The 27,000-nt window shown below is 68.9% G+C and carries 34 protein-coding genes; 15 read left to right on the top strand and 19 right to left on the bottom strand.

Translation table 11 applies throughout. From position 1 onward, the window contains the following. Positions 1-26: 26 nt before the first annotated feature. Genes ACFP3H_RS18430 through ACFP3H_RS18460 form a run of 7 tightly spaced genes read right to left on the bottom strand, consistent with a single transcriptional unit; the run spans position 27 to position 7,345 of the window. Complete coding sequence (locus ACFP3H_RS18430; RefSeq protein WP_378607684.1) at positions 27-1,115, bottom strand: FecCD family ABC transporter permease; 1,089 nt, start codon at positions 1,113-1,115, stop codon at positions 27-29. Next, entirely contained in the window at positions 1,112-1,957 is an 846-nt protein-coding gene (locus tag ACFP3H_RS18435) for an ABC transporter ATP-binding protein (protein WP_378607686.1), read from the bottom strand. Before ACFP3H_RS18435 ends, ACFP3H_RS18430 begins: the two co-directional genes overlap by 4 nt. Next, the gene (locus ACFP3H_RS18440; RefSeq protein ID WP_378607688.1) at positions 1,954-2,907 is read right to left on the bottom strand and encodes a GHMP family kinase ATP-binding protein; all 954 of its coding nucleotides are present in this window, start codon (positions 2,905-2,907) and stop codon (positions 1,954-1,956) included. The genes ACFP3H_RS18435 and ACFP3H_RS18440 overlap by 4 nt, the downstream gene beginning before the upstream one ends. Beyond that, positions 2,900-4,246, bottom strand: coding sequence for an MFS transporter (locus ACFP3H_RS18445; protein ID WP_378607690.1), 1,347 nt, complete (start codon positions 4,244-4,246; stop codon positions 2,900-2,902). Before ACFP3H_RS18445 ends, ACFP3H_RS18440 begins: the two co-directional genes overlap by 8 nt. Continuing rightward, a complete protein-coding gene (locus ACFP3H_RS18450; protein ID WP_378607692.1) occupies positions 4,243-5,283 on the bottom strand; it encodes a pyridoxal-phosphate dependent enzyme in 1,041 nt (346 codons plus the stop codon). The genes ACFP3H_RS18445 and ACFP3H_RS18450 overlap by 4 nt, the downstream gene beginning before the upstream one ends. Then, the gene (locus ACFP3H_RS18455; protein ID WP_378607694.1) at positions 5,280-6,098 is read right to left on the bottom strand and encodes a hypothetical protein; all 819 of its coding nucleotides are present in this window, start codon (positions 6,096-6,098) and stop codon (positions 5,280-5,282) included. Before ACFP3H_RS18455 ends, ACFP3H_RS18450 begins: the two co-directional genes overlap by 4 nt. Then, positions 6,095-7,345, bottom strand: a complete 1,251-nt coding sequence (locus tag ACFP3H_RS18460) for an ATP-grasp domain-containing protein (RefSeq protein ID WP_378607696.1) — start codon at positions 7,343-7,345, stop codon at positions 6,095-6,097. The genes ACFP3H_RS18455 and ACFP3H_RS18460 overlap by 4 nt, the downstream gene beginning before the upstream one ends. Before the next feature lie 99 nt (positions 7,346-7,444). Here ACFP3H_RS18460 and ACFP3H_RS18465 point away from each other — a divergent pair, with 99 nt between their 5' ends. After that, entirely contained in the window at positions 7,445-8,146 is a 702-nt protein-coding gene (locus ACFP3H_RS18465) for a DUF8020 domain-containing protein (RefSeq protein WP_378607698.1), read from the top strand. A 113-nt stretch (positions 8,147-8,259) separates the two neighbouring features. After that, entirely contained in the window at positions 8,260-9,687 is a 1,428-nt protein-coding gene (locus ACFP3H_RS18470; protein ID WP_378607700.1) for an amidase, read from the top strand. Here ACFP3H_RS18470 and ACFP3H_RS18475 read toward each other — a convergent pair whose 3' ends face one another. Together ACFP3H_RS18475 and ACFP3H_RS18480 are read right to left on the bottom strand one after the other, a co-directional pair. Beyond that, positions 9,688-9,912, bottom strand: a complete 225-nt coding sequence (locus ACFP3H_RS18475; RefSeq protein ID WP_378607702.1) for a hypothetical protein — start codon at positions 9,910-9,912, stop codon at positions 9,688-9,690. A 199-nt stretch (positions 9,913-10,111) separates the two neighbouring features. Next, positions 10,112-10,552, bottom strand: coding sequence for a MarR family winged helix-turn-helix transcriptional regulator (locus tag ACFP3H_RS18480; RefSeq protein WP_378607704.1), 441 nt, complete (start codon positions 10,550-10,552; stop codon positions 10,112-10,114). Positions 10,553-10,631: 79 nt separating this feature from the next. Here ACFP3H_RS18480 and ACFP3H_RS18485 point away from each other — a divergent pair, with 79 nt between their 5' ends. The 5 genes from ACFP3H_RS18485 to ACFP3H_RS18505 all read left to right on the top strand — a co-directional run bounded on the left by ACFP3H_RS18485 (position 10,632) and on the right by ACFP3H_RS18505 (position 14,016). Beyond that, complete coding sequence (locus tag ACFP3H_RS18485; RefSeq protein WP_378607706.1) at positions 10,632-11,006, top strand: cupin domain-containing protein; 375 nt, start codon at positions 10,632-10,634, stop codon at positions 11,004-11,006. Between the two features lie 68 nt (positions 11,007-11,074). Next, on the top strand, positions 11,075-12,016 hold the full coding sequence (locus tag ACFP3H_RS18490) for a metal ABC transporter substrate-binding protein (RefSeq protein WP_378607707.1): 942 nt from the start codon (positions 11,075-11,077) through the stop codon (positions 12,014-12,016). Then, positions 12,013-12,747: a metal ABC transporter ATP-binding protein gene (locus tag ACFP3H_RS18495; protein WP_378607709.1), complete on the top strand. Its 735-nt coding sequence runs from the start codon at positions 12,013-12,015 to the stop codon at positions 12,745-12,747. The genes ACFP3H_RS18490 and ACFP3H_RS18495 overlap by 4 nt, the downstream gene beginning before the upstream one ends. Continuing rightward, positions 12,744-13,619 (top strand): metal ABC transporter permease, encoded by an 876-nt coding sequence (locus ACFP3H_RS18500; RefSeq protein WP_378607711.1) that lies wholly within the window; start codon positions 12,744-12,746, stop codon positions 13,617-13,619. The genes ACFP3H_RS18495 and ACFP3H_RS18500 overlap by 4 nt, the downstream gene beginning before the upstream one ends. A 37-nt stretch (positions 13,620-13,656) precedes the next feature. Then, the gene (locus ACFP3H_RS18505; protein WP_378607713.1) at positions 13,657-14,016 is read left to right on the top strand and encodes an MmcQ/YjbR family DNA-binding protein; all 360 of its coding nucleotides are present in this window, start codon (positions 13,657-13,659) and stop codon (positions 14,014-14,016) included. Here the strand turns inward: ACFP3H_RS18505 and ACFP3H_RS18510 are convergent. Next, positions 14,002-14,187, bottom strand: coding sequence for a hypothetical protein (locus tag ACFP3H_RS18510; RefSeq protein WP_378607715.1), 186 nt, complete (start codon positions 14,185-14,187; stop codon positions 14,002-14,004). The genes ACFP3H_RS18505 and ACFP3H_RS18510 overlap by 15 nt on opposite strands. A 12-nt stretch (positions 14,188-14,199) precedes the next feature. Then, positions 14,200-14,736, bottom strand: a complete 537-nt coding sequence (locus tag ACFP3H_RS18515) for a hypothetical protein (RefSeq protein WP_378607717.1) — start codon at positions 14,734-14,736, stop codon at positions 14,200-14,202. Positions 14,737-14,921: 185 nt separating this feature from the next. Between ACFP3H_RS18515 and ACFP3H_RS18520 the strand changes: the two genes are divergently transcribed. Beyond that, entirely contained in the window at positions 14,922-15,464 is a 543-nt protein-coding gene (locus ACFP3H_RS18520; protein WP_378607718.1) for a YaeQ family protein, read from the top strand. A gap of 70 nt (positions 15,465-15,534) precedes the next feature. Continuing rightward, on the top strand, positions 15,535-16,440 hold the full coding sequence (locus ACFP3H_RS18525; protein ID WP_378607720.1) for an alpha/beta hydrolase fold domain-containing protein: 906 nt from the start codon (positions 15,535-15,537) through the stop codon (positions 16,438-16,440). On the opposite strand, the gene ACFP3H_RS18530 is transcribed toward ACFP3H_RS18525, so the two are convergent. Further along, the gene (locus ACFP3H_RS18530; protein ID WP_378607722.1) at positions 16,441-17,022 is read right to left on the bottom strand and encodes a TetR/AcrR family transcriptional regulator; all 582 of its coding nucleotides are present in this window, start codon (positions 17,020-17,022) and stop codon (positions 16,441-16,443) included. An 89-nt stretch (positions 17,023-17,111) separates the two neighbouring features. On the opposite strand from ACFP3H_RS18530, the gene ACFP3H_RS18535 reads away from it, so the two are divergent. Further along, on the top strand, positions 17,112-18,149 hold the full coding sequence (locus ACFP3H_RS18535) for a beta-ketoacyl-ACP synthase 3 (protein WP_378607724.1): 1,038 nt from the start codon (positions 17,112-17,114) through the stop codon (positions 18,147-18,149). Here the strand turns inward: ACFP3H_RS18535 and ACFP3H_RS18540 are convergent. From ACFP3H_RS18540 to ACFP3H_RS18565, 6 genes are all read right to left on the bottom strand, one after another. Continuing rightward, positions 18,128-18,667: a DUF1990 family protein gene (locus ACFP3H_RS18540; RefSeq protein ID WP_378607726.1), complete on the bottom strand. Its 540-nt coding sequence runs from the start codon at positions 18,665-18,667 to the stop codon at positions 18,128-18,130. The genes ACFP3H_RS18535 and ACFP3H_RS18540 overlap by 22 nt on opposite strands. Before the next feature lie 19 nt (positions 18,668-18,686). Beyond that, positions 18,687-19,016: a hypothetical protein gene (locus tag ACFP3H_RS18545; protein ID WP_378607728.1), complete on the bottom strand. Its 330-nt coding sequence runs from the start codon at positions 19,014-19,016 to the stop codon at positions 18,687-18,689. A 98-nt stretch (positions 19,017-19,114) separates the two neighbouring features. Then, positions 19,115-19,696: a TerD family protein gene (locus ACFP3H_RS18550; RefSeq protein WP_378607730.1), complete on the bottom strand. Its 582-nt coding sequence runs from the start codon at positions 19,694-19,696 to the stop codon at positions 19,115-19,117. A gap of 47 nt (positions 19,697-19,743) precedes the next feature. Then, complete coding sequence (locus ACFP3H_RS18555) at positions 19,744-20,022, bottom strand: hypothetical protein (protein ID WP_378607732.1); 279 nt, start codon at positions 20,020-20,022, stop codon at positions 19,744-19,746. 24 nt (positions 20,023-20,046) lie between these two features. Continuing rightward, positions 20,047-20,448, bottom strand: coding sequence for a DoxX family protein (locus tag ACFP3H_RS18560; protein WP_378607734.1), 402 nt, complete (start codon positions 20,446-20,448; stop codon positions 20,047-20,049). Between the two features lie 21 nt (positions 20,449-20,469). Continuing rightward, entirely contained in the window at positions 20,470-20,946 is a 477-nt protein-coding gene (locus tag ACFP3H_RS18565) for a MarR family winged helix-turn-helix transcriptional regulator (protein ID WP_378607736.1), read from the bottom strand. 29 nt (positions 20,947-20,975) lie between these two features. Between ACFP3H_RS18565 and ACFP3H_RS18570 the strand changes: the two genes are divergently transcribed. From ACFP3H_RS18570 to ACFP3H_RS18585, 4 genes are all read left to right on the top strand, one after another. Beyond that, positions 20,976-21,452 carry a cupin domain-containing protein gene (locus ACFP3H_RS18570; protein ID WP_378607738.1) on the top strand — a complete coding sequence of 159 codons (477 nt, stop codon included), beginning with the start codon at positions 20,976-20,978 and terminating at the stop codon, positions 21,450-21,452. Between the two features lie 53 nt (positions 21,453-21,505). Continuing rightward, on the top strand, positions 21,506-21,898 hold the full coding sequence (locus ACFP3H_RS18575; protein ID WP_378607740.1) for a nuclear transport factor 2 family protein: 393 nt from the start codon (positions 21,506-21,508) through the stop codon (positions 21,896-21,898). 85 nt (positions 21,899-21,983) lie between these two features. Then, complete coding sequence (locus ACFP3H_RS18580) at positions 21,984-23,807, top strand: alkyl/aryl-sulfatase (RefSeq protein ID WP_378607742.1); 1,824 nt, start codon at positions 21,984-21,986, stop codon at positions 23,805-23,807. Positions 23,808-23,818: 11 nt separating this feature from the next. Next, the gene (locus tag ACFP3H_RS18585; protein WP_378607744.1) at positions 23,819-24,193 is read left to right on the top strand and encodes an SHOCT domain-containing protein; all 375 of its coding nucleotides are present in this window, start codon (positions 23,819-23,821) and stop codon (positions 24,191-24,193) included. A gap of 18 nt (positions 24,194-24,211) precedes the next feature. Here the strand turns inward: ACFP3H_RS18585 and ACFP3H_RS18590 are convergent, their stop codons facing one another. After that, positions 24,212-26,386 (bottom strand): glutamine synthetase III family protein, encoded by a 2,175-nt coding sequence (locus ACFP3H_RS18590; protein WP_378607746.1) that lies wholly within the window; start codon positions 26,384-26,386, stop codon positions 24,212-24,214. A 166-nt stretch (positions 26,387-26,552) separates the two neighbouring features. Here ACFP3H_RS18590 and ACFP3H_RS18595 point away from each other — a divergent pair, with 166 nt between their 5' ends. Next, the gene (locus tag ACFP3H_RS18595; protein ID WP_378607748.1) at positions 26,553-26,993 is read left to right on the top strand and encodes an RDD family protein; all 441 of its coding nucleotides are present in this window, start codon (positions 26,553-26,555) and stop codon (positions 26,991-26,993) included. Positions 26,994-27,000 lie beyond the last annotated feature (7 nt).

Consider the following 27,000-nt stretch of genomic DNA (forward strand, 5'->3'; position numbering starts at 1 on the left):
CGTTGGTGGAGCGGTTGTGCGGAAAATCAGGCTGGGCCGGTGGCGCGCAGGCGGCGGATCAGGATCAGGAGCAGGGGCGCGCCGACGGCGGCGGTGACGATGCCCAGCGGCAACTCGCGCGGCGCGAACACGGTGCGGGCGGCGACATCGGCGATGACCAGGAACAGCGCCCCGAGCAGGGCACTGATCACCACCACCTGACGGTGCGTGCCGCCGGTGCACAACCGGGCCACGTGCGGCACGATCAGGCCGACGAAGCCGATCGCGCCCGCCACGGCCACCACCGCGCCCACCGCGAGCGCCACGACGATCAGGGCCAGCAGCCGGATCCGGTTGGGCGCGACGCCGAGGGTGCGCGCGGTGTCGTCCCCGGCGGCGAGCGCGTCCAGGCGCGGGGCCAGCAGCAGCACCGCGATCAGGGTGGCGGTCACGACGGTGACGGTGGTCGCCACCGAGGTCCAGTTGGCCGGCGCCAGGGACCCGAGCAGCCAGAACAGCACGGTCCGCGCGCCCTCGGCCTGGTCGGAGGCGAAGATCAGGAAACTGGTCGCCGCCGAGAAGATGTAGCCGATGGTGACCCCGCCCAGCAGCAACCGCAGCGAGGTGAGCTGCCCGTTCATCCGCGAGATCGTGAACAGCAGTGCCGTGGCGGCCAGCGCGCCGAGGAACGCACTCGCGGTGAGCGCCGTGGTGGTCGTGGCGGCGGTGATCCCGAACAGCAGATACACCGCGGCCCCGGTCGAGGCCCCGGAGGTGACGCCGAGAATGTGCGGGTCGGCGAGCACATTGCGCACGATGGTCTGCAACACCGCGCCGGTGATCGCCAGCGCGGCACCCACGAGCGCACCGAGCAGTACGCGCGGCACCCGAACCAGCCAGACGATGGAATCCTGCGCGGACGTCCAGTCGACGGCCACCGGGTGACCGACGGTGTGGTGCCCGATGATCCGGGCCACCGTCCCCGGCGGTACGGCGACCGGGCCCGACCCGGCCGCGATCAACAGGGTGATCAGCAGCGCGACGCCGAGACCGCCGGTGAGCAGCAGGGTGCGGAGCCGGTGGCGGGCATGGTCGAGGTCGTCGACGATCGGTTCGATCGTCAGGGTGGCAGTCATCGGGCGGCCGCCTCTCGTGCGTCGGTCGAGTGCGAGTCCGCGTCGTCGATGGTCTGGTCGGGCCCGGGTGGTGGATCGGTGTCGGGGGTCGGGCCGAAGAGGAGTTGGATCGCGCCGAAGGCGGTGGCTCGGTGGACCTGGATCTTGTAGACGGGTTCGAGGATTCGGGGGGTGAGGACCTCGGTGACCGGGCCCGCGGCGGCGACGCGGCCCTGGTCGAGCAGGACCAGGTGGTCGCAGTAGCGGGCGGCCAGGTTCAGTTCGTGCAGGACCACGATCGTGGTGGTGGTGCGCAAGCCTCGGACGAGGGTGAGCAGTTCGTGCTGGTAGCGGATGTCGAGGTGGTTGGTCGGTTCGTCGAGCAGCAGGTGGTCGGCCTGCTGGGCCAGGGCTCTGGCGATGAGGACGCGCTGGCGTTCCCCGCCGGACAGGGTGGCGAAGCGGCGCTCGGCCAGCGCGCGGGCCCCCACCCGGTCGAGGGCGGCGGCCGCGGCGATCCGGTCGGCCCGCGAGTAACCCTGGAAGGCGCCGACCCACGGCGAGCGGCCGAGCAGGACGGTCTCGGCCACCGTGACCGGGGTGTCCGGCGGCGCCTCCTGGGCCACCACGGCGAGGCGACCGGCGAGCTCGCGCCCCCGCAACCGCTGCACCGGTATCGAGTCGACGACCACGGACCCGGCCGCCGGGCGCAGGGCCCGGTACATCAGCCGCAGCAGGGTCGACTTGCCCGACCCGTTCGGTCCGATCAGCCCGACGGTACTGCCGGGTTCGGCCCGGAAACTGATGTCGGAGAGGGTGATTCGGCCGTCATAGGCGAAGCGGATCTGCTCGACGGTGATCATCGCGGGGTGCTCTCTGTTCGGGGAAGGGTCGAGGGGTGTGCGTGCTCGGCGGCGCCGACCCGCTGGTCGGCGGCCGTGCCGGGCCGCCAGGAGTGGTGCACCGCCACCGAACAGGCGAAGTCGGCGCAGATCTCCCGCGCGGCCACCACTTGCTCGCGCAGGCGCGGGTGCCGGTCGTCGAGCAGGACGGCGGTGGTGGTGCCGCTGTGCGCGACGACGACCCCGACCGCCTCGATCGCCCGCGCCGCGCGGATGGTCGCGTCCAGGTGCCGCCGCTCCCGCACCAGCGCGCTCGCGACCGCGCTGCGGGTGGCGACCGCGCCGATCCCGGCCAGGTCACCGCGCGCGAACGCGGCGCCGAGTTCGGTGAGCAGCCGGTCGTACTCGCGTTTGTCGGCGGCGCTGAAAGCTGGTTCTGCCCGGTTGAATTCGACGGTGTCGATCGCGCCGCCCTCGTCGCCGGTGACGATCGTGAGCGCGGGCAGGGTGCCGAGCCGGGCGAGCAACCGGCATTCGCGATGGAAGTAGGCGACGCTGCCGGGGTACATGATCCCGTCGGAGGGCTCGATCGCGCGCAGGTCCGATTCGAGTTCACGGACCGATACGGTGCGGCCCTCGGCATCGGCGACCGCGCGGGCGGTCGCGACGAGGTCGGCGGTGGAACTGGCCAACCCTTTGCCCTCGGGCAACTCGCTGTGCAGGGTGAGCCGTCCACCGCGCAGTGTCCGTGACCGGACGACCATCGCGGTCGCCAATTGACGCGCCTTCGATTTACTGTGCGGCACAACAGTTGTCGGGCCCTCGCTGGGCTCGAAGACCGCCACCGTGCCACGTCGAATGGGCAGGGTGACCAGGAAGTGTCGGTCTCGCGCGGTGACGCCCTGGAGAAGTTCCCCGCAGCTCCCGTAGGCGCGACCGATCCCGATGACCGGCGCCATGTGTTCAGTCATCTTGCCGGTCACCGGCTTTCGACATTGTGGGGACCGCGCCGCCGCTCGGGCAGGCCGGTGCCGGTGCCGTCACCGGATCGGCTCGCACGTGGCCTTCCGCTGAGGGCAACAGCTTTCGCCGGTGCAACCGCAGGATCGCGACCGCTGACAGCAGGCCGGCCCCGGCACACAGCAGCGCCGGGGGCCAGCTCATCGGCCCGCCGGTGCGATCGAGTACCGCGCCGGTGAGGGAGGTGGCGAGCACCGTGAACACCCCGGCCGCGAGATAGAACGCGCCGAAATACGTTCCGGTCAGACGGTGTCCGGCGAAGCGGCCGATGGCCTCGTTGACGAACGGCTGAACCGCCATCACGCCCACGCCGAGCACCACGGCGGCCGCGACCACGGGTGCCACCCGAATCACCGTGCCGGACAGTCCGTTCCCCGAGTGGGACACGAGCCGTGCCGCGAGCGGCGGCAGCAGAAAGGCCACCCCCATGAGCGCCATCCCGAGCGCCATCGCGGGCCCGCGCTCCGCCCGTCGGCCCAGAATCGCCGTGACCCGCACCTGGAGCACCACCACCGCGATCGTCTCCACCACGAACAGCGCCGCCACCGCACCGGCCCCGTGCCCCGGACCCGCGCTGTCCTGCGCTTGCAGCGTGAACAGGAAATAGATCTGGCTCTGTAGGGCGAACATCGGCATCAGCGCCAGGGCGAACGCCACGAACCGGCGGTCGGTGAACACCGTCACGAAGTCCGCGCCGAGTCCCCCGGCATGGGTGGGCACCGCCCGCGCGGGCAGCAGCAGCCACTGCGCCACCGCGAGCACCGCGAAGATCGCCGCCGCCACCACCGCCGAGATGCGGAACCCGGCCACGATCAGCACCGTGCCCACCACGGGACCGATGGCCGCACCGGCATTGCCGAACACGTTGAACAGCGCGAACGCGCGCGCCGAGTGGTCCCCGCTGTCGCGGGCGATGAACGCGCGCACCGCCGGGTTGAACAGCGCGCCGGCGAAACCGGTCAGCACCGCCGCGGCCAACACCACCGGCAGCGACCCGCCGACGGCGAACAGGCCGAAGCCGAGCGCCCGGATCGCGAGTCCGACGGTGATCACCCCGCGCGCGCCGATCCGGTCGGCCGCCATCCCGCCGACCAGGAACAGACCCTGCTGACTGAGATTGCGCACCCCGAGCACCACGCCGACCACCGCCGCCGACAGCGCGAGATCGTCGAGCAGGTAGTCGGCCAGGAACGGCACCAGCAGGTAGAAGCCGATATGTCCGACCAGGTGATTCACCAGCAGCAGCCGGACCGCGCCCGGAAGCGCGCGGAAGGTGGCGGGCCCGCTCACGCGCTCACCTCGGCGAGGGGGTCGCGCACGACCGAGCATCGGCCCCAGCCGTGCACTTCGGCGCTGCCGGGGTCGGCGATCTCGGTGGGTTCGCTCACTCGCGCGGCGAGCAGGTCGTTGGCGCGACACCAGTCGTCGTCGTAGATGGTGCGCAGGTAGCGGTGCGGTCCGTCGGGGAACACCGTCAGGACCCGGGATTCGGGTTCGCGTTCGGCCACCCAGCCCGCGACGAGCCCCGCCGCGCCGGTACTCCACCCACCGGCCAGCCCGGTCGTCGCCGCCAGCCGCCGACACGAGGCGACCGTCTCGACCGGGCCCACCCAGTGCACCTCGTCGAAATCGGCGTAGGCCACATTGCGCGGCAGGATGCTGCTGCCCAGCCCGCGCATCAGCCGGCGCCGGTCGGGTTGGCCGAAGATCCGGGAGCCGACCGCGTCGACGCCGATCACCCGCAGTCGCGGCCAGCGGGTGCGCAATACGCGGGTCAGGCCCGCGCAGTGACCACCGGAACCGATGGCGGCGACCAGCACGTCGACGGTGTCGACCTGGTCGAGAATCTCCTCGCCCATCGCCCGGTAGCCGCCCGCGTTGTCGGGGTTGTCGTACTGGTCGGGCCAATACGAATCGGGTTGCGCGGCACGGAGTTCGGCCAGTCGATCCAGTCTGGCCTGCTGCCAGCCGCCGCTCGGATGCGGTGCGGTGACCACCTCCAGGCCGACGTCATAGGCCGCGAACAGTGACCGCAGGTCGGGTTCGAGTTCGTCGTCGACCACGAGCACCAGGGGGTGGCCGAGGGCTTTCGCGGCCAGCGCCAGGCCCAGACCGAGTGTGCCGCTGGTGGATTCGATAATCGTCGCGCCGGGTGCGAGTTCGCCCCTGCTCGTCGCGGCGCCCAGCATCGACACCGCCGCCCTCGCCTTCATCCCGGCGACGCTCGCGGACTCGAGTTTCGCGGTGTACCAGCTGTTTTGGGTCGCGATGTCCACGGTGGGCGTGCGTCCGATCAAACTCAGCAGGGCGGGTTGTGCGGGGCTCATGACAGCTCTCGATAGGTGACCACGGTGCTCGGACCGCCGTCGAGGGAGAAGAACGGGTAGGGCTCGGCCGAGACCGCGTGCACCCCCGCGCCGAGGAACCACGGCAGCACCGCGCTGCCCGTCTGCGCGAACGCGACCAGCGGCAGCCTGCGCCGGGTCGCGACGGATCGGAACTCGTCGAAAGTCTCGTTGCCCAGCGACATTCCGGTGACCAGCAGCGCGTCGTAGTCCGTCGGCGCCTGCTCGACCGCTTCGTAGACCGGCTCGCCCCACTCGGTGACCCCGCCCGCGAGATCGCACGGCAGGTAGGCGATGGCGCGCGCCCGCAACTCGGCCAGCAGCGAACCGACCACCCCCACCACCAGCACGCGCGACACCTCGGCGGGCAACAGGTCGACGACCGTGCTCGCCCGGCGTCGCGACTTGGTCAACGAGGTCGGCCCGTCGATCACCACCTGTCGGCCTGCTCGCCCACCCGCGTGCGGATGCGGCCGCACCTGCATGAGGTAGGCGTCGAGTGCGGCCACGCGGACCGCGGCGACCGGATGTTCGAGCAGTTCGGCCACGGTCGCGTCGACGCAGTGGTCGATGAGATCGGCTGTCCCGGTGTGGGGTTCGAGACCGCACGAGCCGACGGCCGCGCCGACCCGGACGCTGAGCACCTCGTTGCGGTAGTGCCGATGGCGACCGGGGTGGCGGGTGCCGTAGGTGGTGAGAAACGCCGTCGATGCGCGCAGCGTGCCCGGTTCGGGGCCGAGGCGGCCGGCGCGGGCCCACGCGGTCAGTTCGGCGACCGAAGCGGGGGACTCGATCATGCGGGTTCCAGTTCGAAGCGCAGGTCCGCGATCAGCGACTGGGCGAGATCGCCTGCGGCGAAACCGGTTTCGTCGGTGACCATGACGTGCCCGAGATAGGTGTTGTTGTCGGTCGCGGGCCGCACGGCGGTGCCAGGGGAGGGGAGCTTCGTTTCCACGATCCGGTCGTCGCCGACCCAGTCCGCCCCGTCCACCCGGGCCAGCACCCCGCTGCGATCGGGCACCGCGAAGGCGATCGCCGCGCTCGCGATACCGGTGGGACGCGCGGTGAGGTCGGGGGATCCGCCGGTCACCGCCTCGACATGGACCGCGGTGAGGTCGATTCCGGTGACGCGCCGGACCAATTCGGTGATCCGATTGCCCGCCGGGCGCGGATTCACCTCGATCAACCGGGGACCGCGCGCGCCGAGTTTGACCTCGGTGTGCGCGACGGTGGCATCGAGTCCGAGCGCGCCGATCGCCGCCACCGCGACCTGGGCGACCGCGTTCGCGTCGTCAGTCGACAGCGCGGCCGGGAACATGTGTCCGGCCTCGATGAACGCGGGCGCACCGGTGATCCGCTTGTCGGTCACCCCGATCACCGTGGTCCGTCCGGCCACGGTCACCGTCTCCACGCTGAATTCCGGCCCGTCCACGCATTCCTCGACCAGGATGCGCGGCGAGCGCTGTTGCCCCCGCGCGTTGACCGGGAAGCCGGTGATCCGCTCGACGGCCGCGCGCAACTGGGCGTCGTCCTCGACCCGGCAGACGAACATCCCGCCGCACAGGTCGACCGGCTTCACCACCAGGGGATAGCCGAGTTCGACTGCGGCACCGAGCAGTTCGTCGAGAGTGTCGGCGACGGCGAAGTTCGGCCCCGCCACCCCGGCCGCCCGGCAGACCTCGCGGGTCCGGTGCTTGGCGCAGGCGTCGGCCACCGCGGCGCGCCCCGGACCGGGCAGTTCGAGCGCGGCGGCGAGTGCGGCGACCGTGGGCAGGTAGTAGTCACACGAGGTGAGCACGCCGTCGAAAGCGAAGAGCTCGTGCAGTTTTCGTACCTGCGACAGCAGCGCGGCTTCGTCGTTGGTCTCAGCGGTGAACACGTTGTCCGCGCGCAACAGCGGGTGCGGGGTGGGGGCCGAGGCGCGCAGGTAGTGCCCGAGATCCCTGGTCAGGAAGCTGAATCGGTGCCCGCCGTTCGTGATTGCCGTCGGCAGCAGGGTGCTCATCGAGCCGACCCAGCTTTCCACCATCAACAGATGTCCCATGTGACCTCCGAACTAGAGCGATATGCAAATGATAACCATTTTCGATAGTGTTTCGGAAGTCGAGCGCTCGCTCGACGACGATCTGATGAGGAATCACCCATGTTTCTGAGGAAATTCGTTGCCCCCGTAGCGCTCTCGCTGGCGGCGGTGTCGCTCACCGCCGGGGTGGCGCACGCGCAGCCCGCGGACCAGCCCGTCGCCTTCACCGCGCGGGCCACCGAGACGGCCTCGATCATCGACATCGAGCACGGGTCGCTGGCGGTGGCCGACGGCGCGCTCGAGGTTCGCGACAGCGCGGGCACGCTCGTCGCCGCGACCCCGCTGACGTTCACCATCGACGAGTTCCAGTTCCCGATCACGGCCCGAATCGACGGCCGCACAGCGACTCTCACCCCCGAGCTGAGCATGGACAAGGCCGTCTACCAGCCGGTCGCGCTGCCGTTCGAGAACCAGGCGCCGTGGAAGACCGAGTACGAGCGTGAGCAGGCCGCCTGGTCGCGCATGACCAGCACCATCAGCCTCGGCGCCGGCATCGGCACCCTGGTCGGCGGACTCGGCGGCGCCACGGTGGGTTGTGTGCTGGGCGGGCTGGCCGGTGCCACCGTCGCCGCGGCCACCATCGTCGGCCTGTTCGGTCCGTTCATCCCCGCCGCCGCGCTCGGCTGTCTCGGCGGCATCCTCGCGGTGGGCGCGCTCGGCACGCTGGCCGGTCAGATCCTGGTGACCGCGCCGGTGGCCGCCGGTGCGGCGATCCAGTACTTCGCCACGATCAACCAGCCCTTCACCCCGCCCGCGAAGTAGTCCACCGGGCCCGCGCGGACCGTCGGGCGGTTCGCGCGGGTCGCAACTGGACATGTGACCTGGAAAACTTCATTACCGCTGCGAACGGCCCCGCACTCGCTTACGCTGCGGCTATGAGCTCTGCCGTACACGGATTCACCGACGATGCCCTCGGAACCCTCGACGCGGTCGGGGTGGCCGCGGCACTGCGGGCGGGCGAGGTGAGCCGATCGGAGGTCATCGAGGCCGCGATCGAGCGGACCCGACGGATCGACCCCCAGCTCGACGCCGTGCGGATGACCTGTTTCGAGCGGGCCACCTCGGCGCCGGCGACCACGGGCGTGTTCGCGGGCGTGCCCGCCTTCGTCAAGGACAACACCGATATCGCCGGACTGCCCAGCTGCCACGGCTCGGCCGCGTTCACCCCGCACCCGGCCAAGGCCACCGGCGGTCCCGGCGCGCAGTTCCTGCATTCGGGCGTGGTGGTGCTCGGGAAATCGACGCTGCCGGAGTTCGGGCTCACCGCCAGCACCGAGTTCACCTACCGCGCGCCGACCCGCAATCCGTGGAATCCGGCGCACTCGGCGGGCGCGTCCTCGGGCGGGTCGGCCGCGCTGGTGGCGGCGGGCGTGGTGCCGATCGCACACGCCAACGACGGCGGCGGATCGATCAGGATCCCGGCCGCGGCCACCGGGCTGGTCGGCCTGAAATCCACCCGCAATCGACTGCTCGACCAGCCGGGCGCGCGCGCACTGCCGGTGAACCTGCTCTCGGAGGGCGTGCTCACGCGCTCGGTGCGCGATACCGCGCACTACCTGGCCGGCGTCGAACAGTTCGGCGCGCATCGCACGCTCGAACCGGTCGGTTTGGTCGAAGGGCCGAGCGCGCGGCGACTGCGGATCGGGCTGATCACCGCCGACATCCTCGGCCGCCCGGTGCACGAGGACAACGCCGCGGTGCTGGCCTCGGCCGCGAAGGTCATGGGCGGACTCGGGCACGAGATCGTCGAGACGCGGCTGGACGTGGATCCGCGCTTCATCGACGACTTCAAGCAGTACTGGGCGTTCATGGCCGCGGCGATGACGCTGTCGTTCCGCCTCGGGCAGCGCGCGCACTTCGACGCGGGCAAGCTCGAGCCGTTCACCCAGGGTCTGATCGGGCTGGTCAAGCGCCATCCGCTCGGCGCGGTGGGCTCGGCGTGGCGCCTGCGGACCGCCGCGGCGGCGGCCTACGACAAGCATTTCGCCGGGGTCGACGTGCTGCTCACGCCGGTGCTCGCGCACCCGGCCCCGCGCCTGGGCGAACTGGCACCGGATCAGCCGTTCGCGGATCTGTTCACCAAGCTCGCCGACTACGCGGGCTTCACCCCGCTCAACAATGTCGGTGGGGCGCCGGGCATTTCGTTGCCGCACGGGCTGCTGCCCTCGGGTCTGCCCGGCTCGATCCAGTTCGCTGGTCGCCGCGGCGACGAGCGAACCCTGCTCGACCTGGCCTACCAGTTGGAGGCCGCGAGCCCGTTCCCGCGGATCATCGACCGACCGGCCGCCGCGGGGGCCGCCTGATCAGTTGGCGCGGGCGGCGACATTGATCGGACGCAGGCGTCCGGGGCTCGAGGTGCCCGCGTCGAACGCCCAGTGCTCGCCGTCCCACCCGGGGTAGTCGGCGCGCCATCGGTCGACCAGGCGCGCGTCCTCGAGCGAGGCGACGATCCCGGCCGAGCCGGTGTACTGCAGTCGCTCGTACTTGTGCCGGGTCACGGTGTCGATGGCTGGGGCTAGAACTGACATTGATCCTCCGGGATCTTCCAACGGTGGCGTGACGAGTGCCTGCCCCGGACCGGGGAGTCCGGGTGTCGCGGTGGCGCGTCACCGCTCGAATTCGAGAGTATGCCGCGCTCCGCGATGCCGCGCAGGTTTTGAAAATCTCGCCGTTCGGATTAACGAATACCCGTTATGAAATCGTCGGTACGCGTCGATTGGTTACGGATCATCTACTCGGTCGGACTCGACCCGGACTCACTACGCGCGCCAAGGCCCGGTTGACCTGCGCGAGCGTGTTCGCGCCGAGAGTGTCCGACCAGCCGCGGGTGAACTCGGCCAGCGCGGCATCGGCGGCGCGGGTGGCCGCCCAGCCGCGCTCGGTGAGGGTGATCAGGCGGGCGCGCGCGTCGCGTGGGTGCGGATTGCGCTCGGCGTAGCCCTTGGTGACGAGCTCGTCGACGAGCTGACTGGCCGCCTGTTTGGTGACCTCGAGATGTTCGGCGATCTCGCCGACCGTGGCCCCGTCGGGCGTCATGCGCACGAAGGCGAAACCGTGGGTGGGCCGGATATCGGTGAACCCCGCCGCCTCGACCCCGGCCTGCGCGGCCCGACTCACCTCGGCCGCCGCGCTGAGCAGCAGGAGGGGCAGGTCGGCGTTGTCGGGCACGACAGCCATTGTGGCACTTGACAGGATGGTCAATTTACTTGACCATATAGACAAGTTAATTGACTATATGGAGGTTCGCATGCCGGTAGTCCGTTCCGTCGACGCGCAGGTGCACGAGATCCACAACGCGCGCTTCACGTCCATGATCCGCCCCGGCACCGGCAGTGCCGAACTGTGCGTCTGGCAGACCGAGATCGCCCCCGATTCGGTCGGCGTCGCCCATCGCATCCTGGGCGAGGAGGCGTTCGTGCTGCTCACCGGCGAGGTGACCATCACGATCGACGGCGAATCCGCGCCGCTGACACCGGGCGATGCCGCCGTCGCGCCCGCGAACTCGATGATCGCGATCGCCAACACCACCCCCGCGCCCGCGGTCCTGCTCGTCACCGTCGGTGTCGGCTTCGCCGCGGAACTGCCCGATGGGTCCACCTTCACCCCGCCCTGGGCATCCTGAGCCGTCACCGCCCCTGTTTCCCGGCCTAGAACTTGAAAGTTCGGGTCGCCGAACAATATACTTTGCGGATGAAGGTTGGTTTTCCCCGTTCGCCTGCTCGACGGCGGATCGTCACGGCGTGTTTTCTCAGTGTCCTGGCGATCGCGCTCACGGCGTGCGGCGGGATCACCTCCTCCGACGACGACGACCGCAAGGTCGTGCTCACCACCTTCACCGTGCTGGCCGACATGGCCCGCAATGTCGCCGGCGAGCACCTGCGGGTCGAGTCGATCACCAAGGTCGGCGCGGAGATCCACGGCTACGAGCCGACGCCGGGCGATATCAAGAAGGCCGCCAAGGCCGACCTGATCCTGGACAACGGCCTCAACCTCGAGGCGTGGTTCAACCAGTTCGTCGCCGATCTGGACGTGCCGCACGCGGTGGTCACCGAGGGTGTGGCGACGATGGACATCAGCGAGGACGCCTACCGCGGCAAGCCCAACCCGCACGCGTGGATGTCGCCGGTCAACGCTCAGATCTACGTCGACAACATGGTGCGCGCGTTCAGCGACCTCGACCCCGACCACGCCGAGGCGTATCGCGCCAACGGTGCGGCCTACAAGACCCAGATCGGCGCCGTCCACGACGACCTGGTCGCCGCGGTGCGCACCCTGCCCGCCGACCAGCGGGCCCTGGTCACCTGCGAGGGCGCGTTCTCCTACCTCGCGCGCGACGCCGGGCTGACCGAGAAGTACATCTGGCCGGTCAACGCCGAACAGCAGGCCACCCCGCAGCAGATCGGCTCGACCATCGACTTCGTCCGCCAGCGCCGCGTGCCCGCCGTGTTCTGCGAATCGACCGTGTCCGACGCCCCGATGCAGCGCGTGGTCGAGGCGTCCGGCGCGCGTTTCGGCGGTGTCCTCTACGTCGACTCGCTCTCCGAAGCCGACGGCCCCGTGCCCACCTACCTCGACCTGATCCGCCACGACGCGAACACCATCGCCACCGCACTCGCCGGGACCGCCAAGTGACCGCGCCCGTGGTCGAAATCCAGGACGTGACAGTCCATTACGGTGACGTGCTCGCCCTCGACAAGGTCGAACTGACCCTGAAATCGGGTCGGGTGTGCGGGCTCATCGGGATGAACGGCTCGGGCAAGTCCACGCTGTTCAAGACGGTGATGGGGCTGGTCACGCCCGATCGCGGCCGGGTGCTGATCAACGGTCGCCCGCCGGCCGCCGCGCGCAAGGCGGGCAGCCTCGGTTACGTGCCGCAGTCCGAGGACGTGGACTGGAGTTTCCCGCTGTCGGTGCGTGACGTGGTGATGACCGGACGCTACGGGAAAATGGGGTTCACCCGTCGCGCGAGCAAGGCCGACCGCGCCGCCGTCGACGCGGCCCTGGCCAGGGTCGATCTCACCGACCTCGCCGACCGCCAGATCGGACAGCTCTCCGGCGGGCAGAAGAAGCGCACGTTCGTGGCTCGCGGCATCGCGCAGGAGGCGACGATCCTGCTGCTCGACGAACCCTTCGCCGGGGTGGACAAGCGCTCGGAGGCGACCATCACCGCGCTGCTGCGCGAACTCGCCGCCGACGGCGCCACCATCCTGGTGTCGACCCACGACCTGCACGCACTGCCCGCGCTGGCCGACGAGGCGGTCCTGTTGAACCGCCGCGTCCTCGAACACGGCGACCCGGCGGTGGTGTTGCGCCCGGAGAATCTGGCCAAGGCCTTCGGACTCGATGTGGAGCAGGACCGATGAGCCTCGAGGAATTCTTCATCGACCCGCTGCGCTACGAGTTCATGGTGCGGGCGCTGGCCACCACCGTGACCGCGGCGGTGGTGTGCGCGGTGCTGTCGTGCTGGTTGGTGCTGATCGGCTGGTCGCTGATGGGCGACGCGGTCTCGCACGCGGTGCTGCCCGGGGTGGTGCTGGCCTACATCATCGGGTGGCCGTTCGCGGTCGGCGCGGTGATCTTCGGGTTCCTGGCGGTGGCGTTGATCGGGGTGGTGCGCGACACCAGTCGCGTGAAAGAGGACGCCGCGATCGGCATCGTGTTCACCACGCTGTTCGCCTTCGGCCTCGTGCTGGTCTCGGTCACGCCCAGCCAAACCGACCTCAACCACATCGTTTTCGGCAATCTGCTCGGTGTGAGCCGGGGCGAGATGGTCCAGATCATGATCCTGGCCGCCATCGTGCTGATCGCGCTGGTCCTCAAACGCCGCGACTTCACCCTCTACGCCTTCGACCCCACCCACGCCCACGCCATCGGCCTCAACCCCCGCGCGCTCGGCATCGCCCTGCTCGGCCTGCTGGCGTTGACCTCGGTGGTCGCGCTACAAGCGGTCGGCGTGGTGCTGGTGGTGGCGATGCTGATCATCCCCGGGGCCACCGCCTACCTGCTCACCAACCGGTTCTCGCGGATGCTCGTCATCGCGCCCACGGTGTCGGTGCTGTGCGCGGTGACCGGCCTCTACATCAGCTACCACCTCGACACCGCCGCGGGCGGCATGGTCGTGGTCACCCAGGGCGTCGCCTTCACCCTGGTCTACCTGTTCGCCCCCCACCACGGCATCATCGGCCGCCGCATCCTGGCCGCCCGCACCCGCAGGGCGGTCGCGGCGGCCGGCTGATCGGTTCCTGTCGGTGGCCTCTGTCAGGATGTCGGACATGGTGGTCACCGGGGATGACGTCCGCAGCTATGTCCTGAGCCTGGCGCAGGTGACGGAGCAATTCGCCTGGGGCATGCCGATTTTCAAGGTCGCGGGCAAACTGTTCCTCACCCTGCCCGAGCAGGAGACCTCGATGGCGGTCCGCTGCCCGATCATCGAACGCGACGAGTTGGTCCTGGCCGAGCCGAACAAGTTCTGGATCGCCCCGCACGAGGCGGCCAACGCGTGGGTGCGCGTCCGCCTGGCCGCCCTCGACGACCGCGAGGAACTGGAGGCGATTGTCACCGATTCCTGGTCCCAGGCCGCACCGCGAGAGTTGCTCGACAATTCGTCGTCGACTGGCTCAGGCGGCGAGTAGCTCGCTCTTGCGGTACAAGCCGTCAACCGGCTCGTCGGAGCCCTCAACGGAGAACGTGACGTGGACGTTGTCGCCCGAAACGCTGGTCACCACGGCATCCATCACATAGAGGCTCCATCGGACTCGTACCGGATCTCCCGGCTTCACCTCGGTGTTCTTCGCCTTCGCCATCGGTCCCACCTCCTATCTGTGCCAGCCGGTGCTTGCTACTTCTGTCAAGTATGCCCCGGTCACTTTGTCGAATCCAGCGGCAGCACCGTCCAGCGACCGGCGCCATCGTTTGAAGGTGGCCAGGTCGAGCGGTTGTGCTGCCTTCACTACGGCGAGTTGGGCATCATTGCGATGCGCGATGGCGTTGCGTGCACTGTTCAAGCTGGTCAGGGTCGCGTTCCAGCCCTTTCCCCGCGACGGGTAGGCGGCATGCACCGCTGACCACAGTGGGAGGCCGAGGAGTTGGAAGTCCGCGCCGAGCGCGCTCGGCTGCGCGTTGCCCTGATCGAGCTTCCGCCCGCGAACGAGGGTTGCCCGCAGGGAAGTGATTCGAGGGTCGGTCGTCGGACCGAGACTGAGCGCGAAAACGTTCGCCGCGTCGTCGTGGAGATCACGGCAGTAGCCCTGGAATTCTGCCGCGAGACTGACGAAGAGGGCCAGGTTCAAATGTTCGGTCGCGTATTGGCGTCCACGGCGCCGACCCGTGACAGCGCTGTGGACGGCTTCCAAGCTGTCGAGTGCGGCGCACCGTCGATTGGTCCATCTAGCGAGCGCGGCTGAGTGGGTGCGTGGCACACGAGGACAGTAGAGGACCCCGGGCGAGGCAGTCAAATCATTTGGCTATCAATTGATTACGAAGCGACAGGCTGGTGGCGAGGGGCGTGGGCGCGTCGACCGGTAGGCTCGGATGTCCTATGGCACTCAGCGCGACACTGCACAACTTCGCCCTTCAACTCGCCGACGTGGATCGGGGGGTTTATGAGGATTTGGAATTGCGGGTCGCTCGGCATCCGTCGGAAACGCTCGAGTACATGATCACGCGCATTCTCGCGTACTGCCTGCAGTACGAGGAGGGGATCGTGTTCAGCGAGGGCGGGATCTCGGCCACCGATGAGCCCGCGGTGCAGGTCCGGGACATGACCGGGCGCACCACCGCGTGGATCGAAGTGGGCGCTCCCGACGCCGACCGTATTCATCGCGGCAGCAAGCTCGCCGGTCGCGCGGTGGTCTACACCCACCGCGACCCCGTCAAGGTGCTCGCCCAGTACGCGGGCAAGAAGATCCACAATGCCGCGCAGATCCCGCTGATCAGCTTCGATCGCGCGTTCATCGACGAGGCGGCGGCGCTGGTCGATCGCCGCAATACGGCCAGTCTGTCGGTCACCGAGGGTGAGCTGTTCCTCGACCTCAACGGCACCAGCCTGCGCACCGAGATCGCCGAGCAAGCCCTCGGCTGACCGGTAGCGTGGGGCCGACGGCGCCCGGTCGTCGTCTCGCCGTCGAGTGGAGGTCGTCGTGTCCGGTGTGATGAGTCGGTTCGTGATTCCGGGCATTCTCCGCCTCACCCGGCGCAACCGCAACTACGTCGACGCGCGACGGGCCACCGCCCACGTGCGCGAACGCGCGCTGCGGCCGCTGCCCTACGGCCCGCCGCGCACCCTGCGCGGCGTCGAGGTGTCGGTGGTGCACGAGCGCGGCTGGCCGATCTACACGCTCACCCCGTCCGACGGGCACTCGCGCGGCGGTCTGGTCTACGCGCACGGTGGGGGATGGGTCGGCGAGATCGCTTCCACCCATTGGCAACTCGCGGCCCGCATCGCCGCCGAGGCACACCTCACCGTGACGGTGCCGATCTACCCGCTGATCCCCTTCGGCACCGCCGCCGAGGTGATCCCGCGCATCGCCGAACTGGTCCTCGCCTGCCGCGAAGCCCACGGCCCGACCTTCCTGGCCGGTGATTCCGCCGGTGGTCAGATCGTCCTGTCCACCGCCCTGCACCTGCGCGACCAGGGCCACCCCGCCGTCCCGCGCACCATCGCGATCTCGCCCGCCCTCGACCTCACCCTCGAGAACCCGGACATCGACACGGTCCTGCCGCGCGACCCCTGGCTCGGCCGCGACGGCGGTCTGGTGTTCGGCAGGCTCTGGAGCGGCGACCTGCCCATGAAGGATCCCCTGGTCAGCCCGCTGTTCGGCGAGTTCGACGGCCTCGGCCCGATCACCCTGTTCACCGGCACCGACGACATCCTCAACCCCGACGCGCGGCTGTTCGCGGCGAAAGCGCGCGCGGCGGGCGTCGACCTCGATTACGTCGAGGAACCCGGCCTCGTGCACGTGTATCCGCTGACCCCCAGCGCGGAGGGCGCGGCCGCGCGCCGCCACATCATCGCCACCCTGTCCACGGAACTCGATGGCGCGCAAAGCATGTCGTGACTACCGCTGCGACAGGTGCAGGTTGAACAGGATGGTCAGCTGAGTCACTGCCTGGTCGAACGGGTGTGGTGACTTCAGGGCCCGGCTGTGCACGATGGTGCCCTCGATGGTGGTGAGCAGGAACCCGGCCAGCGACACCGCGGTACTTCGCTCGATCCCGGCCGCGACGATTCCGTCGGCCAGCCGCGCGGTCCACTCGGCGAACGCCTGACCGGCGATGGACTGCACCGCCGGGTCCAGTTCGTCGAGCGCGGCCGCCATCATGAACGAGCCCGCCGCGTAATCGGATTTCTCCAGGGGGATACGCCAGAACGCGAGCAGGTCGGTGAGCCACTGCTGTGCCGAGGGCGCGGTTTGCAGCGCGTCGGCCATGGCGCTCACGTGCGAGTACACCAGCCGCGACACGATCCGCGCCGCCGTCTGCACCAATTCGCCTTTGCCGGAAGGGAAATGCTGATACAGCGAGTTCCGGGAGGTGTTGCTGCGCTTGAGCAGCTCACTCAGTGCGGCGGCGTGCACGCCGTGCTCCTGGACGGTGCTGATGGTGTGTTCGATGAGTCGGGCGCGCGGTCCGGCTGCCATCCGATCTCCTCCTACCCCTTGATTGTACCGATCGGTTCATGTTAAACCTGATCCCACGTGAACCGATCGGTTCATATGGAGAGGATGTCATGCCCACCCCCATCGCCACCGCTCTTCCAGTCGCCCACGCCGGAATTCTCGGCCTCGGCGTGTACCGCCCGCGCCGTGTCGTGCCCAACGCCGAGATCGTCGAGGCCATCGAGTCCTCCGACGAGTGGATCAAGACCCGCTCCGGCATCGCCAACCGGCACTGGGCCCAGCCCGACGAGACCATCGTGTCGATGAGTGTCGCGGCCGCGCGCGAGGCGTTGGCCGCGGCCGGGGTGAGTGTGGCGCAGGTGGACGCGGTGGTGCTGGCCACTTCGTCGCAGATGGTGTTGGGCCCGTCGGCGGGCGCGGTGGTGGCGAGCGAGCTCGGCATGCACGACACCGCGGCCTTCGATATCTCCGCGGGCTGCGCGGGCTTCTGCTACGCCCTGGCCGACGCCGCGAACCTGGTGCGTTCGGGCCAGGCCGGGCACGTGCTGGTGATCGGGGTGGAGCGGCTCTCGGACCTGCTCGACACCACCGACCGCACCTGCGCGTTCATCTTCGCCGACGGCGCGGGCGCGGTGGTCGTCGGCGCCGCCGAGCAGGAGGGGATCGGCCCGGTCGCGTGGGGGTCCGACGGTGCCCGCACCTCGGCGATCAAGCAGGACAAGGACTTCGCGCAATACTTCGCCGAGGTCGCCGCGGCCGAGGCGAGCGGCGGCACCACCCAGCGCCCCTACATCCGGATGAACGGCACCGAGGTCTTCCGCTGGGCCGTCACGTTTTTGGAGAAGGCCTGCCGCGACGCCCTCGACAAGGCCGGCCTCACCGCCGCCGACCTCGACGCGTTCATCCCGCACCAGGCCAACATTCGCATCACCGACGCCCTGATCCGCACCCTCGACCTGCCCGACACGGTCGCCGTCGCCCGCGACATCATCGACACCGGCAACACCAGCGCCGCCTCCATCCCCATGGCCATGGAACAGCTCCTGCGCTCCGGCCAGGCAGCACCCGGCGACACCGCCCTACTCCTCGGTTTCGGCGCGGGCCTTGCCTACGCGGGCCAGGTCGTTCACCTGCCCCCGATCGCCTGATCCACCAGCGCCCGCAGATACCGCCGCCGGTAGCAACGCTGCGCCACGAGCAGGATCGGAAAGGTGAGCCGCCACGGTCCGTTCGGCGCCGGTCGCGTCAACGACCGCAGCGTCAGCGACACGGTTCCGTCCGAATCCCGGTGCACGACAAAGGTTTCCTCGCCGGACACCGGATGACCGGGCAGTGTGCCGTAGGCGAAACCACACCGGTTCTCGGTGTCGACCACCGCGACCACGCGAACCGGTTCGTGCACCGACAGCGGTCCCCGGCCCGCGCAGATCCGGTACTCGGCGCCCGGCGAGACCGGCTCATCGGAAGACACGCGAAACCCACTGCGGCGCTTGATGCCCCAGCGCGGCACGGCGTCGGTCGCGGCCGCCCACGCCCGCTCGCCGTGGCCGATCACGACCGTGGTCTCGAACCGGCGGAAACCGGGAAACTCGGTGGGCCAGGCGTCCTCGGCGGGACTGGTCGCGCCTGCGGGTCGGTAGGTGAGTGCCTGCGATGTGGTGGCCATGTACCTCCTGGTCAGGTCGTCATGCGTTCGCCTTCGCGCGCCGGGAGCGCTCGGTCACCGGCACGGCGTACGCGGCGCCGTCGCGGATGCCGAATTCGAAGCAGCAGGGGAACAGGGAGGGCAGGCCGGTCGCGCGGAGGTCGAAATTCGCGGCGAGGGTCTGCATGGCCCAGCTCTGCAACGAATCCGGGAGTTGCAGGGTGGTTCCGTCGACGCAGCACACGTAGGCGTGGGTGCGCTCGCCCTCGATGGGCAGGGGGTTGCGCAGACCCACTGCGCCGATTTCCAGAATGCGGCCGGCGTTGTGCCCAGATGAGACGCTCGGCAAATCCAACTCGATGTCGTCCATGCGCGAAACCGTAGCGCAGCAACTATTCAGAGAACACCGAAATCGCGTGGACTTGACGAACTTCGCCGATGTCGCAAATGGGCACTACCGAATTCCGGTCAGCCCAGCGCGAAACGCAGCAGCGCCTGGCGATCACCCTGCTTGATCTTGCCCTTGCGATCGAGCACCTCGAGCTGCCAGACCGGACCGTTGCGGAAGGTCCGCGCGATCGCGTTGGCGTTCTCGGCGCCCAGCAGCGACGGCCAGATCTCGGCGACCGGCTGGGTATCACCGCCGGTGGCGTCGTAGATCTTGAACGAGACATTGTTGGCCTTCTCGAACGACGACCCCTTCTTGAACGCCGCCGCCACGAACACGATCGAATCGATTCCGCCGGGCACATCGGCGAAGGTGACGTGCACCGTCTCGTCGTCGCCCTCGGCCGCGCCGGTCTGCTCGTCACCGCTGTGCAGAACCGAATTGTTGCCCAGGGGATTCAGCGAATCGAGCCCGGCGAAACGCACCGGCTCGCCGCCCTGCATCAGAATCGCGATCAGGTCCAGGTCGACGCCGCGCTTGCGCCGCGCCATGCCGAGAATGCCGCCGCTGGCCCCCGCGGACGGATCCCAACTCACCCCCACGCTCATCTTGGTGATGCCGGCGAGATCGGCCGCGCCGTCTTCTTTTTTGAGAGTAATCACGGCTTCGAGGCTACGGACTTCGCAGTCGGCATGCACCCCAGCGCATTTCACGCGCTGTGGGTCGCCAGATAGACGAGCGCGATCACGCCGAGCGCGAGCGCGCCGAGGATCCCGCCGACGAGGGTGTCGAGGCGATTGGTGGCCACCCCGCGTTCGATGCGGTCCCAGCCGACGAACGCCGCGACCACCGCCGCGACCGCGCAGGGTGCGGCGAGGAACTCGCTGATGAACGGGATGAACGAGCACGCGCAGGCGACGATCCCGAGGATCAGGGCCGCCAGCCCGACGCCGTTGCGCGGCGGGGGCAGTGCCTCGGGTCCTGGCATGTCCCCGAGCCTAGCCGCGCCGGGTCAGAGCAGCTGATCGACCGAGATCTGGCCCGCGCCGAAGAGCACGAGCACCCCGGCCAGCGTGAACAGCATCAGGTCGTACTCCCAGCCGCCCGAGGCCGCCCAGTACGGGCTGTGCCACTTGAGGATGTGCATGCTCATGGTGCAGATCATGAGCAGCATCAGGCCCAGCGCGGGCAGGGGGGTGAGCACGCCGAGTATCACGCCGACGGCGCCGAGTAGCTCCGCGGTCGCCAGGAAGTAGGCCAGCGGCAGCGGCACGCCGTTGTCGGTGGCGAACTTCGGCATGTTCTTGAACTTGTTGCGGGAGCTCGTGAAGAACGAGGCGGCGATGATCACCCGCACGAGCAGTAGGAACACCGAGATCACGAAATCCGGGACGTGCTCGTGGAGTCCTTCCATCGCCTCAACATACCGCTCGACCTACGGCACAGCGGGTAACCGGGAGTTCGCGGTGTCGATGATGGCGCGCAGATCGGCGCGGAGTCGGTCGGCGTGGTCGGCGCCGAACAGTTCGTCGAGCGCGTCCTCGATGGCGGGCACGGTCGACTGGGCGATCGTGATGACCTCGCGGCCGCGCTCGGTGGGCGCGACGAGTTTGGCGCGGCGGTCGGCGGGGTCGGGTTCGCGCGTCACGTATCCGTGTTTTTCCAGGTAGAGCACGAGTTCGGCCATGGACTGCTTGGTCATCCGCGCGCGCTCGGCCAACGTGCTGACGGTGGTTCCGCTGTCGTCGAGGTGCTGGAAGACCACCCCGTGCGCCGGGCGGACGGCGTCGTGGCCCGCGGCGGCGAGGCGGGCGAGCGGGACGGCGTTGAGGACGTTGAACGCCTCGCGCAGCAGCACGGCGGTGTTCATGGGGCGCGGACTGCCGTCGGTGAGGGGCCGATCCGTTGACATCGACAGGACTCCTGTCTATCGTGGGGAATATGGACATGCTACCTGTCGATCGAACGAACGCCGAATGCTGGCAGCTCGGCACCGATCAGATCACCGTGCTCACCACCTGCGCCCAGACCAGCGGGCAGATCTTCGCGGTGGAGATCCGGATGCCACCCGGCGGCGGCCCCCCGGTGCTGCACCGCCACGACCCCAGCGAGGTGTACTACGTCCTCGAAGGTGAGTTCACCTTCTACGTCGGCGGCGAGGGCGGCGTCACCCGGCATCGCGCCGGCGTCGGCGATGTGGTCCCGCTCGACGGCGGCACCCCGCACACCGTGCGCAACGAATCCGACGCCGACGCGGTCGCTTTCGCCGTGCACACCCCCGGTGCGGTGATGGAGGGCTTCACCCGTGCCGCGGCGGTGCTCGGCGCGCCCGGGGCTCGGCCGACGATGGAGGAGGTGCTCGCCCTGGCCGACGCGCACGGCATCGAGATGCTCGGCCCGGTTCCCGCCCAGCTCTGAGCCACGTTCCAATCGTCCAAGACCGCGCCCCGATCCGGTTCTAGCGTCGAGGGATGACTACAACACACAGCACCGACCGGATCGACGAACTGCTCGGCGTACTCGACGAGTGGCAGGGGGCGATCGTGGCCAACGACGCGGATCGGATCGGGTCGTTCATGGCCGAGGAATGGATCATGGTCTCCGAGAACGGGATCACCACCGCCGAGCGCTTCCTGGCGTTCGTCCGGTCCGGCGAGCTCACCCATTCGGCGATGGTCCGGGTGGGTGAGCCGCGCGTCCGATTCCACGGCGAGCTCGCGCTGCTGTCGACGCGGATCACCAACACCGCGCACTTCGGCGGCGCCCGGTTCGACGCCGACGAGTGGACCTCCGACGTCTTCCGCTACCGCGCGGGCCGCTGGGAATGCCTGCTGACCCAGATCACCGCCACCAAACTCGACTGAGGATTTCACCCGTTGAGGGTGAATCCGATCGGGCCCGGGGTTCGTAGGGTCGGCCGTGACCTCTCCGGCAACCACAGGGCGGACCATGAGCGACTACCCGGACTTCGACGACAGCACCGATTTCGCGAACGCGCGCCGCGGCCTGGTCGCCGAACTGAACCCGCCGGTGATCACCGCCGCCGACGGACGGGTGGTGTGGGACATCCGCGCCTACGACTTCCTCGACGGCCCGTGCCCGCCCTCGGCGAATCCGAGCCTGTGGCGACAGGGCCAACTCTGCGATATCCAGGGCTTGTTCGAGGTCACCGAGGGCATCTATCAGGTCCGAAATCTCGACCTGTCGAATATGACGATCGTCGAGGCCGAGACCGGCGTGATCATCATCGACCCGCTGATCTCGGCCGAGACGGCCGCGGCCAGGCTGGCGCTGTATCGCGAGCACCGCGGCGACCGCCCGGTCACCGGCATGATCTACACCCACTCCCACGCCGACCACTTCGGTGGCGCGCGCGGTGTGGTCCCCGAAGGCCATCCCGAGGTCCCGATCCTCGCCCCGGAGGGGTTCCTCGAACACGCGGTGAGCGAGAACGTGTACGCGGGCAACGCGATGACGCGCCGCGCGATCTTCATGTACGGCACCGGTCTGGCCAAGGCGCCCGACGGGCAGATCGGCTGTGGTCTCGGCATGACCACCTCCACCGGCACGATCACCCTCATCCCACCGACCGTCGACATCACCCACACCGGCCAGACGGAGGTGATCGACGGTGTGCGCGTCGTCTTCCAACTCACCCCCGGCACCGAAGCGCCCGCCGAGATGAACTTCCTGTTCCCCGAGCGGCGCGCCCTGTGCATGGCCGAGAACGCCTCGCACACCATGCACAACGTGCTGACCCTGCGCGGCGCGGTCGTGCGCGACGCGCGGATCTGGTCGAGCTACCTCGACGAGGCGATCGGCATGTTCGCCGACAAGGCCGACGTCGCCTTCGCCTCGCACCACTGGCCCACCTGGGGCGCCGAACACTGGACCGCCTGGCTGGCCGGCCAACGCGACATGTACGCCTACCTGCACGATCAGACCCTGCGCCTGATCAACCAGGGCCGCAACGGCACCGAGATCGCCGAAGAACTCACCTTCCCGCCCGCCCTGGACGGGCTGTGGGCAGGTCGTGGCTACTACGGCTCGCTGAGTCACAACGTCAAAGCCGTCTACCAGCGCTATCTCGGCTGGTTCGACGGCAACCCGGCGCACCTGTGGGAACACCCCGAGGTCGCCAAGGCCGAGCGTTTCGCCGCGGACTACGGCGGCGTCGACGCGTTGATCGCCAAGGGGCGTGACTACGCGGCCCGAGGAGATGCGCGGTTCGCGGCCACCCTGCTCAACTACGCCGTCTTCGCCGACCCGGACAACACCGCCGCCCGCCACGCCCTCGCCGAGGTCTACGACACCCTCGGCCAGGGCAGCGAGAACGGCACCTGGCGCAACTTCTTCCTCGTCGGCGCCGCCGAACTGCGCGACGGTCCGACCCCGGTCAGCCTCGACACCACCGATCCGCAGATGATGGCGGCCCTGACCGTCGACATGATCATCGATTCGATCGCCGTGCGCATCGACGGGATGCGCGCGGCGGAAACGAACTTCGTGATCGACCTGAACATGCTCGACTCCGCCTCGACCGTGCGGCTGACCATGTCCAACGGCGCGCTCACCCATCGCGGCCGGTCCGAGGCAGCGCCTTTCGTCGGCCTCGCCGACCTGACCCTGTCCCTCACCGAACCCGAGTTGCTCGCGGGCCTGGGCGGGCACGGCTTCGACGGCGTCGAGATGGTGGGCCAGACGTCGTTGCTGACAACGCTGATCGACCTCATCGAGACGCCCGACCCCCGATTCCCCGTCGTCACCCCCTGAGAGGACCCGCCATGTCGGTCTGGAACGTGCTGTGGCTCATCATCGTGAGCTTCGCCTTCGTCGCCTACCTGTTCCTGCTGTTCGCGATCATCACCGACCTGTTCCGCAACCACCAGAGCTCGGGGTGGGTGAAGGCGATCTGGGTGCTGTTCCTGTTCATCTTCCCGCTGCTCACCGCGCTGATCTACCTGATCGTGGAGGGCAACGGGATGGCCAAGCGCAGCGCCGCCGCCGAGAAGCAGTCCCGCAGCGAGACCGACGATTACATCAAGCACACCGCGGGCACCAACCCCGCCACCCAGATCGCCGACGCGAAGAAACTGCTCGACGCGGGCACGATCACCGACACCGAGTACCAGCAGCTCAAGGCCAAAGCACTCGCGTGATGATCGTGCCCGTGGGTCTCACAGGATGAACAGCAGCTCCTGGTAGGTCGGCAGCGGCCACAGATCGTCGGCCACGATCGATTCCAGGGTGTCGGCCGCCGAGCGCACCGCCGCCATCGCGGGCAGCAGGGTGTCGCGGGCGTGCTCGGCCTCGGCGTAGGCCGTGTCGCCGGGGTGGTAGGCCAGCGCCTCGCCGAGGGTGCTCAGCGCGCTGCGCAAGGCGGACAGCGGTTCCGAGACGGCCTTCAGATGCGAGGCGTCCGGTTCCACCCCCGCCGCCGACAGCGCCGCGATGTTGTGGGCCACCTCGGTCTGGTACCGCATCGCCGCGGGCGCCACGATCGTCGTGCCGATCTCGAGGGTCAGGCGGGCCTCGACGCCGATGGTCAGCGCGTACTGCTCGAGGCCGATCTCGTAGCGGCTGTGCATCTCGCGGCTGTTGAACACCCCGTACTTCTCGAACAGCGCGATCGCCGAGTCCGAGATCAGCTCCGGCAGCGCGTCGAGCGTGGTGCGCAGGTTCGGCAGCCCACGGCTGGCGGCCTCCACCTGCCACATCTCGGAGTACCCGTCCCCGTTGAACACCACCGCGCCGTGATCGGCGATCACCGCGGTGAGCAGGTTCTGCACCGCGGTGTCGAAATCGGTGCCCGCCTCGACCGCGGCCTCCAGTTCGGTGGCGAGGTAGTCGAGCGAATCGGCCATGATCGTATTGAGCGTCACCATCGGCACACTCACCGTCTGCATCGAGCCCGGCGCGCGGAACTCGAACCGGTTGCCGGTGAACGCGAACGGGCTGGTGCGGTTGCGGTCGCCCGGATCGGTGGGCAGCACCGGCAGGGTGTCGGCGCCGATCATCATGGTGCCCTTGCCCTTCGACGAGGTCGCCGCGCCCTTGGCGATCTGCTCGAACACATCGGCCAGCTGATCGCCGAGGAAGATCGAGATGATCGCGGGCGGCGCCTCGTTCGCGCCGAGGCGATGATCGTTGGTGGCCGAGGCGACCGAGACCCGCAGCAGGCCCGCGTACTTGTGCACGGCCCGGATCACCGCGGCGCAGAACACCAGGAACTGGGCGTTGTCGTGCGGGGTGTCGCCGGGCACGAGCAGGCTGCCCAGCTGGGCATTGCCGAGCGAGAAATTGACGTGCTTGCCCGAACCGTTGACCCCGTCGAACGGCTTCTCGTGGAACAGGCACTCCATGCCGTGCTTCTTGGCCACGGACTTGAACGTCGTCATCAGCAACTGCTGATGATCGGCGGCCACATTGCCCCGCTCGAACATCGGCGCGACCTCGAACTGGCCGGGCGCGACCTCGTTGTGCCGGGTCTTGACCGGAATGCCGAGCTTGAACAGCTCGCGTTCGGTGTCGATCATGAAGCCGAGCACGCGCTCCGGGATGGCGCCGAAGTAGTGATCGTCGAACTCCTGGCCCTTGGGCGGCTTCGCGCCGAACAGGGTGCGACCGGCGTTGAGCAGGTCGGGGCGGGCGAGGAAGAAGTGCCGGTCGACCAGGAAGTACTCCTGCTCGGGACCGCAGAACGACACCACCGGTTCCGGATTCGCGTGCCCGAACAGCTTCAGGATCCGCTCGGCGTGCTTGCCCATCGCCTGCTGCGAACGCAACAGCGGGGTCTTGTGATCGAGCGCCTCACCGGTCATCGACACGAAAACCGTGGGGATACAGAGGGTGTTGCCGTTCGGGTTCTCCAACACATACGCCGGACTCGTCACGTCCCAGCCCGTGTACCCGCGCGCCTCGAAGGTGTTGCGCAACCCGCCGTTCGGGAAACTGGACGCGTCGGGTTCACCCTGGATCAGCGTCTTGCCCGCGAACTCCGCCAGCGCCGACCCGTCCCCGAGCGGTTCGAAGAAACTGTCGTGCTTCTCCGCGGTCAGTCCTGTGAGCGGATAGAACACATGCGCGTAGTGGCTCGCGCCCTTCTCCAGCGCCCAGTCCTTCATCGCCACCGCCACCGCGTCGGCCACCGACGGATCCAACGGCGCCCCCCGCTCGATCGTGGCCGCCACCGATTTGAACACCGATTTCGGTAGGCGTTTCTGCATGACCGCCAACGAGAAGACGTTCGTGCCGAAAACCTCACCGGGCGTTGCCGGTTGGTCGGACACCGCGGGCGGCACGGCCGCCTCGACATCCCGGATGGCCTGCGATCGAAGCTGGTTCCCACTCATCTCGGTATTCCACACCCGGCCCGTTAGCGTCTGGTGCCGGTTATGTTTCGCGCGCGCGACAATAGAGATATATACGGGTCCGGGAATGTGAGATGCTCGGTGGGCCACCGTGTCCGGTGCGTCTTCGCCGACCACGGTGCCGTGTGATCGCACCCGAGGAGGAACCATGACCACTGTCGGCACGATCCCCGCTGGAATCGGAAGCCGGGCCGTCGCGCGATTCACCGACTGGATTCTGGCCGGCATCGTCGGCGGGATCCTGTTCTGGCTGTTGGAGCGGTTCACCGATCTGCCCAGCTGGATCGCGATTCTGCCCGGGGCCGGGTTCGGATTCCTGTACTTCGTGTTCTTCGAGGTGGTGACGGGGTCTACGCCGGGTAAGAAGATCCTGAACCTGCACGTGAACGGTCCGGGTGGGGCGGCCAAGCCGGACCTGGTCGAATCGGCCAAGCGCAATGCCTACATGTTGCTCAACCTGATCCCGTGGATCGGCGGCCTGCTGTGGTTCGTCGCGGCGATCGCCATCGCGGTGACGGTGAGCTCGAGCCCGACCAAGCAGGGCTGGCACGACAAGTTCGCGGGCGGCACGCAGGTCGTCAAGGACTGATCGCGGG

This window comes from Nocardia lasii (assembly GCF_042658545.1).
In the GTDB taxonomy this organism is placed as follows: Bacteria; Actinomycetota; Actinomycetes; order Mycobacteriales; family Mycobacteriaceae; genus Nocardia; species Nocardia lasii.